Below are 17,001 nucleotides of genomic sequence, written 5' to 3'. Positions count from 1 at the left end.
TCAAACGCCGGTCAGGACAGATTCCCGGGCACATCGCACCAATGTAATCAAGCACTTAAGTAACCCAGCATCGGGTAGCGGGAAAGCGAGGCTTTTCAAATTACGAAGGGGGGCGCGCCATTCCAAGTCTGCGTTTATGCCAAGGCTCCTTGCGTTTGCCTGTCCCACTCTTGCTCGTTTTGCTCCCAATTCAGAAGGTCGTATCAAGCTTATCGCTGCTTTTCCGGAGGCCCTTTCGGAATGGCTGCTGAACCACGAGAGGACCCTGTTCCAGAACATCTCAGGCTGCATCGACGACGCCCCGCAATGAGTGGCTCCCGGAACCTCCCAGAGCGTTACGTGCGTGGGGGATTGGGCGGCGATCAGCTCGGAGTGGCGCGGAAGAATGTTGATATCGTCGGCGCCGTGTATAAGCAAAACCGGAGTGGAGGAGCGACGGACCGCATCTGCCGGGCTGTCGCTATCGAAGTCGAGGCCGTAGCGCAGCTTTGCGTAGTCCATTCCCACTTCGACTGGCAGACGCAGCAGCGTGCGTCCAACCCAGGTTGGAGCTCTCACATACCACGCGGCGCGTTCGTAACCGACAGAGCGAAACGATGAGAATGGCGACTCGGCGACAATGGCACAGAAGCGGTCTTCAGCCGTAAGGCTGTCGAGCACGAGAGCGGCGCCCATGGACTCACCAAATCCGTAAACACATTTTGATTGCCGGCTAGTGTAGAGCCAGTCCACCCAGCGATGGATGTCGTCGCTCTCCCGCAGTCCATATGTTGCAAGCGCGCTTCCGCTTTCACCGTGAGCACGCGAATCGGGAAGCAGCAGGCTATATCCACGCTCGAGGAACGGCGCGGCGAAACTCGCGACTCCTTCGCGGTTGTCGGCCACGCCGTGCAGCATGAGTATGTCGCGTCCATTCGCATTGTGCGGCCGCACATACCACGCCTTGAGCACAATGCCGTCCCGCGCAGTGATCTCAACGTTTTCAAGCGCCGTTCCATAACGGGCACGAATAAATATCGCTGCCTCGTCGCCGTGCGAGAGTCTGCGTTTCCAGGGATGAAGTTGGAGCTCGGCGAGGGTAATCCCTCCGGCTATGGAGAAAAGTAGATATCCAATGGTGCCCGCAATTAGAATCCGGCGTAGGAGATGTCGGCGCATAGACACTTATAAGGAATTCTTGCAAAGGCAATCGTTAATAACTATCCCGGAAGACGAGCATTTGACGCAGATTTCGCTCATGCCCATCAGGAAATCCGCACTGCGCGGCAAACTGGTCCGTGTCCCTGAACGTGCCGAATAGACGATCCCACCACGTGATATCGGCATAGTTGAAGCCGTGAACATCAAGTTGATGGTGAATGGAATGATGTTCTGGCCCGCTGAATGAAGTACCCGAACCAATGCGGAGTGCGGAGGTTGCTGTGGTAGAGATATTCGCCGAGCACTGCGAACGTTAAACCATGTGCCTCCCTCGGGAGATGCTCCTAACAGGGAAAACATCAAGGCACTCGCAATCATTGAATCTACTGCGATTTCAAGCGGATGTTTGTAGAATGCCGTCAGCAACTCAATTCGGCTTGGACTGTGGTGGACTTGATGGCAAATTCGCCAGAGGAAATCAACATCATGGCGAGCCCGGTGCCACCAGTAAAAGACGAAAGTGCCGACAAACCAGCCCAGAGAGCCTTGCACCGGGGGAGACATCCAGTCCGAGATATGGAATAGCGACCATCGCTGCATCCATCGCTCCCAAGCCACACCCGCCAGCACGACGGTTCCCAACTGGCAGGCATTTATCAGAGCGGCTCGAGCGAACCAGCCCGGGGCCTCGGGCAATTCTCGTCCTGGAAGCACCCGCTCAAGGATGAAAAAGAAGATTGTTGCCATGACGATAATCATTATCGGAATCATGATTTCTCCTCCCTGTCTACGGCGAGTGCTAATCTCAACATCCCGAGCTTACGGAGAGAATTCTGGATGAACAACAACGACTATGACAGATTGCAAACCTGTCACAGCCGCCTCAAACAGCGAAGTTGTGGAGATGAATTAACGGGCAGGAATTCCTGATCTGGCAAATGAGGATTTGCGCTGAGCAAAGATAGTGATGTCCCGCTGCGGGAACAACTCGCCGAGCAAATTGTTGTCTTAATTACGACTGGACAGTTGCGCGCCGGCCAGGAGTTGCCGAGTGTCCGAGCTCTTGCCCGTCAAGTGAAGGTTCACTACAACACGGTCAGTGAGGCCTATCAGGATCTCGTTCATCGAGAGTGGCTGACGCGGCAGCGTGGCAGCAAGCTCGTTGTAGGAACTCGTGCAGTTCCTGGTCTGAGCCCACCTTCCAATCTCGACGACCTCATTAATGAGAGCATTCAACGCGCGAAGGATATGGGCTATTCGCTGCAGCAGTTGACAGAACGAGTCCGTGAACGTCTACTCGCCCAGCCGCCGGATCACATTCTCGTGGTGGAGCAGGAGGCTGGTCTTCGTGAAGTTATCTCCCAGGAGGCCCACCAAACCCTTAACTCTCCGGTGGAGGCTTGTTCTCTCGAAGAGTTTATGAGCAACCCCGGGTTGGCAGTCGGAGCTCAGGTATTTGCTCCGAGCCACATCATCGAAGACCTGAAGCAATTTGTTCCTCGAAACCGGCCTTGCGTGCCGATTGTGTATTCCAGCGCCGATGAGCATCTCGATTTCATCCGCCGATTGGAGAAGCCATCTATCATTGCAGTGGCGTCCTTCAGTGAGAGCTTGTTGAAGACGGCACGAGGCGTGTTTGCTCCAGCGATCGCCCGGCGGCACACGTTCCGAGCTTTGTTACTTCAAGAAAGGTCTCACGTGGACCTGCGCGGCATGGACGCTGTGTTCTGCGACTCCATAGCGGTGTCGATGGTGAAGTGCAGACAGAAGATTCATTACCATCTGATTGCCGACGAATGCCTTCATCATCTCGCATCAGTGGTTGAGACGACGGTCGGACTCTGATCGGGTTTTGTGCAATTTGTAGCTTGTTCGTTCCATGCGCTCCTGGCTCCTGAATTTCCTCCCACAAATCTGCACCGAATTGGCTGGCTGGCATATCATGGCAAGGTAGCTCCACATCTCGCGTCGACTCATCCGGTGCAAGTTTCTTTATTCCCAACCAGTTCCATAAGGAGGAGTAAGTTATGGCTGAAGTAGCCCAAATGCCCGCCATCCAAACCGAGAAGCCACAAACCTTCACCGCGAAAGCGTTTGCCGCACAAAGTGCGTCCAGTGTTCTGGCGCCTTATACCATCCCACGTCGCTCCCCGCGCGCTCAAGATGTCCAGATTGAAATCCTCTACTGCGGGGTTTGTCATTCCGACCTGCATCAGGTTCGCAACGAATGGCAGATGGTCATGCCGACGGTGTATCCCTGCGTCCCCGGACACGAAATCGTTGGCCGCGTGGTGGCCGTTGGCAGCGCTGTGAAGAAGTTCAAGGAAGGTGACCTTGCCGCAGTTGGTTGCATGGTCGATTCCTGCCGTACCTGCTCGGCCTGCCGTGCCGGAGAGGAGCAGTACTGCGAAGTTGGCTTGACGCTGACCTACAACGGCGAAGACAAAATTCTCGGAGGCGTTACCTATGGAGGCTACTCCGATAGCATCGTTGTCGATCAAGCATATGTGTTGCGCGTGCCCAAGAGTTTGGATCCAGCCCGCACAGCACCCCTTCTCTGCGCCGGCATCACTACATTTTCACCACTGCGTACATGGAAGGTTGGTAAAGGACAGAAGGTAGGCATCGTGGGTCTTGGCGGTCTTGGCCACATGGGCCTGAAATTCGCTAAAGCCTTCGGAGCCCACGCGGTCCTCTTTACCACATCGCCAAACAAAACAGCTGACGCCATCCGCCTGGGCGCCGACGAAGTCGTGATTTCGAAGAACGAAGCCGAAGTGCAGAAACACGCCGGCAGCTTCGACTTCATTCTCGATACAGTCGCCGCGGACCACGACCTCAACGCGCTTCTCAATTTATTGAAACTCGACGGCACGATGACGCTAGTCGGAGCACCAGAGAAACCCGCAGCAGTGTATAGCTTTTCTCTGATCATGAAGCGCCGCCGCCTCGCTGGCTCCGCTATCGGCGGCATCCGCGAGACGCAAGAGATGTTGGATTTTTGCGCAGACAACGGCGTCGCCGCAGACATCGAGCTGATCAAGATTCAACAGGTCAACCAAGCCTACGAACGCCTGTTGAAGAGCGACGTGAAGTATCGCTTCGTTATCGATGTGGCTTCACTAAAGTAGGGTCGAGTTGATCCATAGCGAGGATTCGTATCGGGCACGGCGTTAGCTGTGCCGTGCCTCGATACGGTTGAACGAGTGTGGCAGCCGAATCGCTTTGCTTCGTGAGGCCCCCCTGCTTTCTGGTACGCTACACGGGCCTATGCGCCTTCCACAGCGATTACTTCTCCTCATCGCCCTAGCTGTTTCCACCTTTGCACAAGACAAAAAGCTTCCGCCGGTTGCCGAGCGTATCGCGACGCAGAATGCTCTTTTCGACGAGCAGTATGAGTCCGACCTTCGAGAATTTCCTGAGCGGGCAACCGCTTTCGGCGACTACCGTTACAACGATAAGCTAGCCGACCATTCACTCGCCGCCATTGTCCAGCGCGAGAAGACGACCGAGAGCTTTTATGCGCGACTTCAGTCCATCTCGACTGCAGGCTTCTCCGATCAGGACCAGCTTTCGCACGACCTGCTTGTGCGCGGCCTGCAGCAGCGGATTGCGGACTTCGAGCTCAAAGAGTACGAGATGCCCATCAGCCAATTTAACGGCGTCCATACGTCACTCGCGGATCTTCCACTTTCCGTGCCGCTCGACTCCGTCAAGCATTACGAGGACTACATCGCGCGCCTGCACCAGATTCCACGCGTCCTGAGCCAGACAACCGAAGTCATGCGTGCCGGCATGAAGGACAAGCTGATGCCGGTCCGATTTCTTCTGGAGAAGGTCCCAATCCAGTGTCAGGGCATTATCGACGCCAATCCGTTTCTGCTCCCGACGAAGAAGTATCCGGCGAGCATCTCCGCTGAAGACCAAAAAAGGTTGACGCAGCAGATCACCGATGCAGTGAACACCGACGTGATCCCCGCCTACAAGACCTTCGCCGCTTTCATCCGCACGGAATACGCACCGCAAGGCCGCACTACTCTCTCTGTCACCTCTCTGCCTGATGGAGAGAAGAGATACCAAAACGACATCTACGGCCGGACCACCACTCACATGACCGCGGATGAAATACACCAGCTCGGTCTACGCGAGATCGACCGCATTCAGGCCGAGATGATGGTGATCGCCAAGAAGGAAGGCTTCACGGACCTCGTGTCGTTTCGGAACTCGCTCAAAACCAATCCCAAATACAAGCCCACTTCCTCCGAGCAGATCGTCGATGACTTCCGCCACTACATCGCTCAGATGCAGCCGAAACTCCCGGAGCTATTCACGCTGATGCCGAAGTCGGCCGTAACTGTGGAACCGATCCCCGCTTTTCAGGCAGCGGCAGCAACTCACTACGTCTCCGGCACTCCGGACGGCAAGCGGCCTGGGCGCGTTGTCGTCGCCACGTCCAACTCTGCTGATCGTTCACTCATCAACGACGAGGCAGTTGCCTACCACGAGGGCATCCCCGGACATCACATGCAGCAGTCGGTGCAGCGCCAGCTCACCGGTCTCCCCAAGTTTCGGCTCCAGGGACTGGGATTCAATGCGTACACCGAAGGATGGGCACTGTACGCAGAGCAACTCGGTAAAGAAGTTGGCTTCTACCAGGATCCCGCTTCGGACTACGGCAGGCTGTCGTCGGAGCTCTTCCGCGCCGTGCGTCTCGTCGTCGATACGGGAATTCACGCCAAAGGATGGCCGCGCGATCAGGTGGTCGAGTTCATGCGAAAGTCTGGCGCAGTCGATGAGCCCACCATCCAGTCGGAGACCGATCGCTACATTGCGTGGCCCGCACAAGCTTGCAGTTACAAGATTGGCCAGCTCAAGTTCCTCGAACTCCGCGAGCGCGCCCGCAGGGAACTCGGTCCCAAGTTTGATATCCGCACCTTCCACGACGAAATGCTCAATGGCGGAAGCCTCCCGCTGGACCTTCTCGAAGCTCGCACCGACAAGTGGATCGCGGAACAAAAATCAAAGTGAGGCGCGCTTGAGAGACCCGTAGTGAATGCTTCTAACCCGATGGCACCCTTTATTGACACCACCAGCACCGAAGAGTAAAACGCGTACACATTCCAAGGAGAGATCAAATGAAAAGACTTGTAGTTGTGGCTGTTGGATTGTTGGCGTTTGGGACGTTGGGATTTTCTCAGGCAGCGAAGGGCAAGAACTCCGACGTGGAGCAGAAGCTGACCAGCGCGGAGAAGCAGTTGTGGGAGGCCTGGAAGAACAAAGACATGGGGCCTTTCAAGCAGCACCTCACCGACGACACCGTAATGGTCGATCCCGGCGGCATAACTCAGGGCAAGGATAAAGCCGTGGATTTCATGACCAAGAACCCATGCGACGTGAAGAGCTACGCGCTGGGTGACATGAAAGTAGATTGGATCGACAAAGACATGGCCTTGCTCACCTATAAAGCAGAATCTGACGCAACCTGCGGCGGCCAGAAGACGCCACCTTCCGTGTATGCTGCCAGTCTCTGGGTCAAGAAGAACGGCAAATGGCTCGGAGCCTTCCACCAGGAAACAGCCGCTGCTCCCGCTCCATAGCCGCTAGTCTGAAATCGCAAAAGCTCGATGGCAGTCACAACGGAAGCTGATAGTTCGCAAAAGCGATCAGCTTCCGGCTGCCTGGCCTCTCAGATTTCTTAGGCTGTCTGCTCTTCCCGATTTAGCACCTTTACTTTTCTGATCATCTCCCAGATTGTCGCCATGTGATGGTCGTCGTGCTCGGCAACGAAGTACAAATGATCCACGAGCCGCATGGGCTGCTTCAGACGCGGGTGCAACATCGAGCGCGTAAAGAGATCAGGTTCAAACTTCTCCAAACGATCCGCGAAGAGGAGCCGCGCTCTGCGGAACTCAGCCAAAATCTCTGCCAAGGGCCGCGCATTGTGGTTAGCTTCGTGCGTCTTGCGATTGGTTAAGTCCGCGACGGTGAGGGTGTCTCCACCTTTAAGAAAGTCATCGACACGCGCCACCCATAGAGACTCCAAATCGAGCAGATGTCCCGCGTGCTCCTGGGCCGACCACTTATCGTCGGGCTTGAGGACCAGCACATCGCGCGACACGCCGCGTAACATCTCTTCCAGCCGTACCGGAGTGCCCCGCAGTCGAACGCAAAGGTTCGGATACTGTTCCACAGGAAAGGTGAACTCAAACTTCCGGTCAAACCAGACTGGGACTTTGCTTACTATGTGCTGCGAGTCGTCTTCCATGATCGTTCCCCTTGTATCCCAAGACGTTCCTCTTCGAGAGTCAACGATCTCTCATTGTAGGCAGGATGTGTGCGCAGGTGAGGTTCTGGTCTTAGTTCTCGGAACTCACTTCGTGCCGTTCGCGTCAATGAGTCGCATGTCAGGAAGCAGGCCAGGTCTACCAGCTCTTGTGAATCTTGGTGAGGAATCCGAAACCGCCGGTTTGGTCGCGTGTGCCACTTAAGGAAACTCTGGGGCTTACTCGATACTCCATTCTGATCGTCATGTCCTGCGTTTCGGTAACGTCAGTGGCAAAGGTGACAAAGAGGTTGCCCGTAACGCGCTGCTGAATAGCAACCCGCGCGCCCGGGTTCTGCTGGTTATCTCCCAATTCGGGATCGATCGTCAGCTGGGATATACCGGCCACTTTTTCCAGCCGACTCGTCACCTGGCTGCTCACCTGCGACGCCACCAGCGACTCGGGGCCCAAACTGCCGACAGGGGTCGGATTGGCAGCAGAGGCTTCCGTGGTCTTGCCGAACGCGATCAGATTGATGATGTCCGAAGGAGGCAGCGACGGAACCGATGTGTAGGACGTATGCAGACGGTCCGCCGGTCCATCGAAGCGCATCATGATGTTGTATTCCTGGATCGTGGTGCTTATGGCAGCGTTCACGACCGGCCGCGTCTGATAAGGATTCACGAAATCGATCGTGCCACCTTCCAAAATGTAGCGGTTGCCCTGCAATATGAGATCGCCGCCCGTGAGGTTCAGCCGGCCCAGAATTACGGGATCGGCTGCTGTACCGCGAACTTCGAGGTTCGCCGTTCCATCCAGGGTCAACGTGCGGCTGGTGAGATTAATGCCATTCGTGGCCGCTACAGTGATATCGAGTTTCACGTTGTCGGCAAAACCCTGGGCGGGAGCGGGAACGGTGTCCCCCGAGAACTGACCGACAAACTCCATGAGATCGAAATCAGGAGCGAAGGAAAGCTGGTTTATGCGGACCTGCCCATTGATCAGCGCGGAATTCGGATTTCCCGTAAGCGTGAGGCTCATCCCCAAGCCGGTACGCACTCCATCTGGATAAAGCAGGCGAATACCGCGTCCAGCCAGGGCCAGGTTGAAGTTCAATGCCGGTCGATAGGCCACGCCTCCGCTGGCTGTAACTTCTCCCCCGCCAACCGTTCCTTTAAAGCTGTTGATATTGAGGCGGTCCTTTGTAAGCGTGAGTACGCCGTTCCCATTTTGCAATCCGAGTGGGATATCGCCGCCGGCAAATCCAGCGTTGATTACCTGGATATGTCCTTGCACGTCGGGATTTGCACGGTTTCCATAAGAATTGACGTTCAGCTTGAGCTGCCCGGACGTAACGACGTCGGGATCAAAGAGCTCGATGAGTTTCAGATCCACCGTGCCGAGCGCCAGCAGGGAAACCGGTGCGTTGGGATTGTTCATCGGGACCGTTGCCTGAAAAGCGAGGTCGGTTCCGGTGCCGCGTAGTTGCGCACGCTGCAGGGACAAAACGCCGTTCACCAGATCAACACGAATCGGGCTCACCGCCGCGATCTGTACGGTGTTCGTGTAATTCATGTTGAGCATCGGAATCTGCGCGTGCGCTTCGATTCGGTTCTTATCCTTCAGCGGGCCACGCAAAGTCGCGTGTAGCTCCGTCTGTCCAGAAAGCTTTCCGGCCTGTGCAGGCGCATAAGCGGCAACAATTGTTGCGAGAGGAATCGTCTGCGTGTCCAGCGTCGCGTCCGCGTAATAATCGCCGGTGAGATTAACCTTTCCGTGACCGCGGATTGAGGTGTCGAGTACCTGCGAATTCAAATCAAAGGTTCCAACGTGATTGGCGACGTTCGCATTTAGAGCGATCGCGTTTACTGTCTGCTTATCGATCACCAGTTCGGGAACTTGTAATGAAGCTGTAAGCTGCGGATTCTGAACCGTTCCGTGTCCGTTGGCCACCAGGTTCAGCACTCCGGACAGATTCATCCCTCGCTGCTTCACGGTCCGCAGTTGCGCTAGCTGAATGCTGGGCGCCTGCAGTTTCAGGTCATAGGCTTGAGTCTTGGGGTAATAGACAAGATTGCCGTTAGCGTTTCCGGCGGGGATACGCGCCGCAAGCTTCGCGTTTACCACCTCACCCGTGCCATTGAAATTGACATTCAATGAATTGATCGGTTCTGCAGCGATCTCAGCGTTGGTCAAATTAATTGTTCCTTGACCGATCGGATTCAACTCCGTGCCATGTACCGCCACATTTGCCGCCAGCGTTCCCTTAATGGGCGTGGTAACTCCGCCCGCCTTCGCCAGCTCTCCAACGTTCAGATTGTTGGCGTTCAGCGCAACTTGGATGGGGCTGGTGTTCGAGAATGCCCAGTTACGCAAGCCGGTACTCAGATCAAAGGTTATGTGGCCTTTGTCGGCAGGAACGAGTTCACCATTGCGAAGGCTTGCGGAATTCGTACTGGCGTCGACATTCGTCCGCAGCAGCTTCCATTGTGTGCCGTGCACCTGCAAGTTGCTGGCGTTAAGCGCTCCATTTAAGTGCGGAGCGGCCATCGATCCGCGGACAGTTCCATTAAAGCTGGCGGTGCCGGCAAGACCGAACGGCTGTGATCCAGGGGCACGGAACTGATTGGCGATGTTCTCAAGTTCGTGCAGATCGTTCGATTGCAGACGTACCTGCAACGCGGAACGATCGCTTACGGTTCCGTTCAGATTGAGCGAAGTCTGCGGCAAGCGAACATAGCTGTCCTTTAACGCGATTAATTTTGTCGCGTTCACGTAGCTTGCATGAATTACACCGTCGAGCGGAACCGGTGGCGCATTACCATTCGCCGAAGCAATGCTTGCCTTCACCGTTGCATTCGTCTTTGCCGCCAGATCGTCGAAGGTACGTCCCCACGTGGCATCGGCATTGGCATTGATCTTGCCTTTAAGCGCCACTTGCTTGAGCGCCGGCGAGTTCATCATCGACTTCAGCTCGGCTACGTCGACTCCTCGAAGATCGGCCACCAGATGCGATTGTGATTTGCCCACCAAATCGCGAATCTTCAAGTTGCCGGTTAGCTCGCCGCCCAGCAGGCTGGCATAAATGTTTTTGACTTCCAAGTTGCCCTGCCGAACTGTGTAGCGCGCTGCGATGTTGCGGACGTTGGTGCGCAGCGTCGGCGTAACAACTTGAAGTGCACGGCTCGACAGTCCACCATCGACAACGATCAGCGCCAACATCGGCGCGTCCGGTTTTGCCTGGTATTCAACTGATCCATCTGCCTGCAAGATGCCGATTGGCAGGGAAGCATTTTTCAAGGTCTTGCGGATCTGCCCGGCATCGAGCACTGCCTGATAGGTGGCATTCAGGTGCGGATGGACGAAGTCAGTGAGCGTTGCGTTGAGAATGAAGTGCGAGTTGCCGCTGTTTAGCGCTGCATTCGTTAGCTTGAACTCCTGGGCAGTCACGTCGAACTGTGCACTCAAGTCGTGCAGTATGGGATTGAAGTTCTCGAGGTTCAGGTGACCGTCTTTATAGCTCAGCGTGCCTGAATATTTCTTCTGCGCGGGATCGAAGGCAGACTGAAAGTTCAGGTCGTGCAGGTCCGCATTCATCACGCTCTTGCGATTGTTGTAGTAGACCTCTCCGTTATCGACCCGCGCGTGCCGAACTCCCAGGTCGAAGATGCTGGTACTGCTCTTTTGCCCGCTGCTCTTGGTCTGCGGCAGATTGTCGGTGCCATGGGCGTCGACGAACAGGTGGACGACCGGATGATTGACCGTAACGTCATCCATGTACCAGGTCTTACTGACCAACGACACGATGCGAATGCCGGCATGGAGATGATCGGCCGTAAGCAACGGCGGAGTCGGATACGGATTGGCTCCGTTCACTACGACGTCGTAAAGGTCGAGGCTCGGCGAAATGCCATTGAAGTTCAGCGCGTAATCGCGTACTCGGACCTGAGAGCCCAAAGCGGCCGTGATCTTCTCTTGAGCGGTCCGCAGTACGTATTGATGAACGGAAGGGTTGCGCAGCAGGACATAAACCGTGAGCACTGCCGCGAGGATGAGGAACAGGAGAATACCCGCTGTCCAGGCAGCTACTCTCTTCCAACGTCTGCGGCGTGCAGGCTGATCAACCAGCCGGGGTTTCTCAGGCGGCTCGTGGTAATAAGGGGGTAAATTTGGCGCTGCGCTCAATGCCTAGACTCCCGTCAGAATGCCTGCCCGATGGTGATGAAGTACTGCCATGATTTGACTCCAAGAGGAGCATTGAAGTTGTAACCGAAGTCCACGCGGATCGGGCCTACGGGCGTGGCATAGCGAAATCCCAGTCCTGCGCTGTTTGTGTATTGCCCGTGAAAGCCAATCGTGCGGAATACATTGCCACCGTCGTAGAAGGGAACTATGCCAAGTCCCTCTTTCAGCGGCACAGGGATGCGGAACTCGGAATTGACCAGGAACAACTGGTTGCCGCCAACCGGAACCGTGATTTTCGAGCACGTACTCGGATCGCTAGGATTCCCGCAAGCAGGGATTACGTGCTGCGGTCCAGCGCCGTTCAGAGCGAAACCTCGCAGGGTATTCGGACCGCCGGTGAAGAAGGTCTCGCTGAGGGGAACGTGTCCGCTGAACGCTTCCGCGAATCCGAAGCGAACGCTGTTCGCCCATACAATCTTTTGTTTCGTGATGCTCTTGTAATAAGCGGTCTGGGCCAGAAACTTACCGAAATTGAAGTTCGAGCCCAGGAACGATGGATTGAAGTGGGTCTCAAAGCTTTGGTAGATGCCCTTGTGAGCATCGAGCTGAAAATCCCTCGTATCTCGCACGTACACGGCCGACAGTGTGGACAAACGCACGTGCCGATCCGATGGAGGTACCAGATCGGGAATGAGTAACTCGGTTAGGCCGGTCTGCGAATAGTTATAGCGGAGGAACAGGTTCCTCGTCTTGTCCTGATTCAGCGCACGTTGCAGTTGCCATCCTGCCTGCCCAATAACGGAAGTGAAGATTGGATTTTGCGCGTCGTGCTCTCCACCAATGTTGAAGCTCGATGCCCAATTGCTTCCGCGAAAATATGGATCGGTGTACGCGATTTGCCCGCGCTGATCGAGTCGCGAACCCAGAGCGTTGAAGCTGATGGTCTGGGCTTTGCCCCAGAGGTCTTTACGCGTGTACTGAATCAGGGCTCTCGGACCATAGAACGTTTTTTGACTGGTTTTAAAGTTTTTGTTGAGTCCCACTACGGGAAGTCCTGGCACGGCGACTGTCCCGCTGGGAATGTTGCCGCCGCGGTTGATAACGTCAAAGCCAAAGCCATAAACCAAGTCGTTCTTCTTCGCCTCGTGGACTTTCACGAGAACATCTTCCTGTGATTGCGTCGTGATGCGGCGCCGCGGATCGATCTCTGCCCAATCGAACACTCCGAGGTTGTAGAGTTGGGTCTCGTTGGTGAGCATGTCGTCTTCCCGCAAAGGAGCCTCGGTCGATATCGGAGCGGCCTTATTAATCACCGCCTGTTGCGTTTCGCCGCGACCGAGGGTGACCACGCTCGCAGTCCTTACCTGTGGACCTTCTTCGATGAGATAAGTCACTTCAAGCCGATGTTTGTCCTTATCCAGCGGCTTAGCGGTCTGGCGGAAGCTGGCGTTGAGGTAGCCGAGCTTCAGGTAGTTCGACATCAGAGTGTTGCGATCTTCCTGGACAAAAGTTTGTGAGTACGGCTTGCCCGTTGCCAGATTCAGTCCTTTAGGAGCAAGTACTGAAAGCGATTGCGTGTCGATACCCTCGATGTGCATCGCTTCCACAATGTCGCGTTCGCCTTCAACCACGCGGAAGGTAACCCCTATATTTCCGGCTTCGTTGTCAACTTCGGGAGTCACCTTAACGTCGCTAAAACCATTCGCCTGGTAAACGCGTTGCAGGTTCTTGACGCTGGTATGAACTAGGTTCTCGCTGTAGCTGCCGTGCGAGAGAATATGAGCTTTCTTCACCGGGACATGCGACCGTAGTTCATCTTCTTTGAGGCTCTGATTGCCGGCGATATCAACATCTTTTACCTTGTGTCGCGGCCCCTTGGTGATCTGATAGAGAATCGTTTCACCGTCCGGCCGCGCCTGCGTTGTGACGTTCACCTTTGCATCGAAGTAACCCTTTGACTGGAAGTGCGAGACCAGGTTCTTGCGCCCTTCCTGAATGATTTCGGGATCGACTCCGACCTCCTGATAAACCGGCAGCAGTTTTTTCTTGGTCCAACTCCACACGTGCGCGCCTTCAACTTGCACATGAATGAACGGTCCACTCTGCACATTGAAGGTGATGTTCGCGCGGTTGGTGCCGGCGTCGTAATTGGCGGAGATCAGTTTCACCTTGGCGTCGAGGCGATCCTTACTCATGAGTGAATTTTGCAGATAGTTGGTAGCGTTCTGCAGAGTCTTGAGGGAATAGGTCTTTCCCGTGCGAATCGCTGCGTTCCGCAGCCGGGCCCTGAAAGATTGGACTCTTGAGTGGAGAAGGGCCGTGCCCTGCGGTGTCGCGCCGGTGAGCGTGACGGTGCCAAATTTCGCTTTGCGTCCGAGCACAGTGTCGAAGTACACATTCGCGAGGCCGTGGACCTTGTCACTTACGACGCGAGTCTTCACCTGAGACTGGAAATATCCTTCGCGGTGTAGAAACCGTTCCAAGGCCTCTTGTGCCGTAGCGACATCGACTGACGTATAAGGTCCGCGCGGAGGATATGCGGCAACCTGCAGCAGGCGCGCATATGCAAACGTCTGCTCGGCTCCAGGGAATGAGTACACGCCGAAGTAGACGGCAGGTTCGAGGACAAAGAGGACGCGTACTCCTGCGGGCTCAGGGCGGATCTGGATCTGGACATCGTGAAAGCGTCTCGTCTGCTTCAACGCAGCGATGGTTTCATCGACTTTGGCTTGCGAGAACGGTTGGTTCGGCTTCTGCGCGGCTAATGGCAGCAAACTCTCTGTGTCGAGGTCGGGCTGTCCAGCGAGTTCGACTGAAGAAACGTTCTGTCCTTCGTAGGAAGGGAGGACTTCCTTCGTTTGCTGCGAAGTGTGAGGTGTTTGCGCCGGAGTGGCGGTCGGTCCGGTTTGCGCGCAGAAAAAAGTGGCGCAGAGGATCAGATCGAACAGGGCTGCGCATCGATAGCGCCAGCCTGAATAGCCGGAAGCGAGCACGACTCTGTGAGATGAGGGGAGAAGCTCAGTGTTTGTCTCACGCTCGCCATACTGGTTCAGGGCGTGGGTTCGGCTGGTCAGCGGCGCGATCTACCTCAGATCAGCAGTACTCGATTTCAAGCATCTGGTCGCTTCGACGATTGAATCGAATTAATCGGATCAAATAAGGAGCCTGTCGGAGATAGATTTTTGCGAACGAAGAATCAACAACTTACAAATAATCGAGTCTCTGTAAGTTATTGATTCCTGGTTCGGGAATCGTTCTCTCCGACAGGCTCTAAGTGAGCATTCAATTTTCTAAACGCGGGCAGAACTGCCCGAAGCTCCACTATCAACCAGAGAGGAATTCCAACACATGACGCGAACATGGTTAGCGGCTCCGGTTTTGCTCGTGGCCTTTGCCTGGGCAGGAGCGCAAACAGCCGGATCGAGTGGATCGGCAATGGGCGGAAGCAGCACCAGCGCTGGTCCGAACACAACAACAAACAGCACGGGTATGGTGGGTTCGCAGAACAACACGGCCGCAGGTCCGACGGGTACAGGCGCGGGTCCGATGAACGCTACCACTGCGGGACAATCAACTACGACAAGTCCAAACAGTGCCACGACGGGAAACAGCCAGAGCAGAGTTGGATCGACATCCGCGAATCAGAACACCGCAGGAAGCGCCGGGACGACCGGAACAATGACGACTCCGAGCACGGCGACTGGAACCGCAGCTACCCTGCCCAGCACCACAGGTAGCGCTGGTACAGCTGCCGGGGTTGGTACAACCGGCACAACCGGATCGACGGGAAGCTCGGTTGGCTCTCCCGGAACCACGGGCACGACGATGACCACGGGGAGCACGGGCTCAACAGCCGGAACTAGGGGCGCTACGACAGGAGTAGCGGGTACGACCAACTGTTCTCAAACCACTCCAAATACGGGAACATCTGGCAGCAGCTCTTCCACTCCAGGTAATACCAGCGGCACGACCGGAACAAGCTCAACGACGGGAACAAATTCGACGAACTGTTCTTCGACGACAAACTCCACAATCCCTCGTATCTAGAGCTATAACGCAGATTCGCCCCGGCGCAGCTCTCACGAATGCGCTGGAGCGAATGGCGCCGCTTGTTCCCTGTGTATCTTTAGGGGTAACACAACTTTACTTTCCTTCCTCGGTTCACACCTGTAGCATCAATTGAGCTGCCACTCGTTTGAGGAAAAATTGTGCGCAATCACGTTGGGCTCTGGCGCGCTCGCTGAAGAGCAGTTCGTGTTTATTTTTTGTTGTGCTCTCCCTGGTAAGCGCCTCTCTCGCCGCTGACTCTGCACCGGCTGTTGACCTGAACGGCGGCTTTCAGCAGATGTACAACCTTGACTTCGAGGGCGCCCACCTAACCTTCGCGCGATGGGAGCAAGCTCATCCCGACGATCCCATGGGGCCAGTCTCGAACGCCGCGGCGTATCTGTTTGCGGAATTCAATCGGCTGAAGATTCTGGAGTTCGATCTCTTTACTCAGAATGACAAGTTCGAGAAGCGTCCGAAGCTCTCGCCGGACGAGTCAGTGAAAACGTCGTTTGAGAATGAATTGCAACGTGGCGATCGAATCGCAGGCCGGCGCTTGACCACCGCGCCGAATGACCTCCACGCTATGTTTTCACTGGTCATGATCAACGGCCTGCGTAGCGACTACACGGCCATGATCGAGAAGAAAAATCTCCTGGCGCTCAGCTATACGAAGAGTTCGCGGGCGATGGCAGAGAGGCTGTTGGCGGCCGATCCGTCCTACTACGACGCCTACCTCGCTATCGGTGTAGAAAATTATCTTCTGAGCCTCAACCCCGCTCCGATCCGCTGGATCCTGCACCTTGGTGGCGCGCAAACCGACAAAGCCGAGGGACTGGATAAGCTACGTCTCACGGCGGAGAAGGGGCACTACTTCGCCCCTTTCGCGCGTCTGCTGCTGGCTGTTGCAGCTCTCCGCGACAAAGATCGGAGCACTGCTCGTGATCTCCTTGCCGGATTGTCGCGTGAATTTCCAGGGAACGACTTGTATCGCAAGGAACTGGCTCGAATTCAGCCTTAGCCCTTTTCCTCTGATTGTCTCCAAACCATCGGGTGGATGGCGCCCCTTTTTTCAAGGCTCCGGAGACCTCCGCTCTACTGCAGAAAATGCATCAGCCAAAGCGAAAAACCAGTGGAACAGCGACAATAACAAGGGAATTTTTGAATGCGGTCGCGAAATCGTCGAATTCTGCCCAAATTTCGCAAATTCTTCTGTAACGCAGGGAAATAACAGGGAGTTCTGTGGATTTCTCCCTAACCCAACCTTCAGCAAGCACTTAGTGGTGTTTCGCCCAGGATTCAAAAAAATAACAGGGAACATCAGCGAATTGTGACGACGTTTTTTTCAACCCGTGAAAAGTGGATT

At 55.4% G+C, this 17,001-nt stretch carries 11 protein-coding genes; 6 read left to right on the top strand and 5 right to left on the bottom strand.

What is annotated here, in order from left to right; all coding sequences use genetic code 11:
- The gene (locus tag VNX88_00570; GenBank protein ID HWY67120.1) at positions 1 to 1,158 is read right to left on the bottom strand and encodes an alpha/beta fold hydrolase; all 1,158 of its coding nucleotides are present in this window, start codon (positions 1,156 to 1,158) and stop codon (positions 1 to 3) included.
- 6 nt (positions 1,159 to 1,164) lie between these two features.
- Positions 1,165 to 1,911, bottom strand: coding sequence for a sterol desaturase family protein (locus VNX88_00565; GenBank protein HWY67119.1), 747 nt, complete (start codon positions 1,909 to 1,911; stop codon positions 1,165 to 1,167).
- Between the two features lie 180 nt (positions 1,912 to 2,091).
- Here VNX88_00565 and VNX88_00560 point away from each other — a divergent pair, with 180 nt between their 5' ends.
- From VNX88_00560 to VNX88_00545, 4 genes are all read left to right on the top strand, one after another.
- Positions 2,092 to 2,985, top strand: coding sequence for a GntR family transcriptional regulator (locus tag VNX88_00560; GenBank protein HWY67118.1), 894 nt, complete (start codon positions 2,092 to 2,094; stop codon positions 2,983 to 2,985).
- Between the two features lie 182 nt (positions 2,986 to 3,167).
- A complete protein-coding gene (locus VNX88_00555) occupies positions 3,168 to 4,271 on the top strand; it encodes an NAD(P)-dependent alcohol dehydrogenase (GenBank protein ID HWY67117.1) in 1,104 nt (367 codons plus the stop codon).
- Positions 4,272 to 4,410: 139 nt separating this feature from the next.
- Positions 4,411 to 6,168, top strand: a complete 1,758-nt coding sequence (locus VNX88_00550; protein HWY67116.1) for a DUF885 domain-containing protein — start codon at positions 4,411 to 4,413, stop codon at positions 6,166 to 6,168.
- Between the two features lie 107 nt (positions 6,169 to 6,275).
- Positions 6,276 to 6,737 carry a nuclear transport factor 2 family protein gene (locus VNX88_00545; GenBank protein HWY67115.1) on the top strand — a complete coding sequence of 154 codons (462 nt, stop codon included), beginning with the start codon at positions 6,276 to 6,278 and terminating at the stop codon, positions 6,735 to 6,737.
- Positions 6,738 to 6,835: 98 nt separating this feature from the next.
- Here VNX88_00545 and VNX88_00540 read toward each other — a convergent pair whose 3' ends face one another.
- The 3 genes from VNX88_00540 to VNX88_00530 all read right to left on the bottom strand — a co-directional run bounded on the left by VNX88_00540 (position 6,836) and on the right by VNX88_00530 (position 14,581).
- Positions 6,836 to 7,405 carry a DinB family protein gene (locus tag VNX88_00540; GenBank protein HWY67114.1) on the bottom strand — a complete coding sequence of 190 codons (570 nt, stop codon included), beginning with the start codon at positions 7,403 to 7,405 and terminating at the stop codon, positions 6,836 to 6,838.
- Between the two features lie 157 nt (positions 7,406 to 7,562).
- A complete protein-coding gene (locus VNX88_00535; GenBank protein ID HWY67113.1) occupies positions 7,563 to 11,588 on the bottom strand; it encodes a translocation/assembly module TamB domain-containing protein in 4,026 nt (1,341 codons plus the stop codon).
- Positions 11,589 to 11,602: 14 nt separating this feature from the next.
- Positions 11,603 to 14,581, bottom strand: coding sequence for a POTRA domain-containing protein (locus VNX88_00530; GenBank protein HWY67112.1), 2,979 nt, complete (start codon positions 14,579 to 14,581; stop codon positions 11,603 to 11,605).
- A gap of 355 nt (positions 14,582 to 14,936) precedes the next feature.
- Here VNX88_00530 and VNX88_00525 point away from each other — a divergent pair, with 355 nt between their 5' ends.
- Positions 14,937 to 15,635 carry a hypothetical protein gene (locus VNX88_00525; GenBank protein HWY67111.1) on the top strand — a complete coding sequence of 233 codons (699 nt, stop codon included), beginning with the start codon at positions 14,937 to 14,939 and terminating at the stop codon, positions 15,633 to 15,635.
- Positions 15,636 to 15,783: 148 nt separating this feature from the next.
- Positions 15,784 to 16,656, top strand: a complete 873-nt coding sequence (locus tag VNX88_00520) for a hypothetical protein (protein ID HWY67110.1) — start codon at positions 15,784 to 15,786, stop codon at positions 16,654 to 16,656.
- Positions 16,657 to 17,001: the final 345 nt, after the last annotated feature.

It is taken from the genome of Terriglobales bacterium (assembly GCA_035567895.1).
Taxonomy (GTDB): Bacteria; Acidobacteriota; Terriglobia; order Terriglobales; family Acidobacteriaceae; genus Gp1-AA112.
This window is presented reverse-complemented; position numbering and strand designations above follow the sequence as displayed.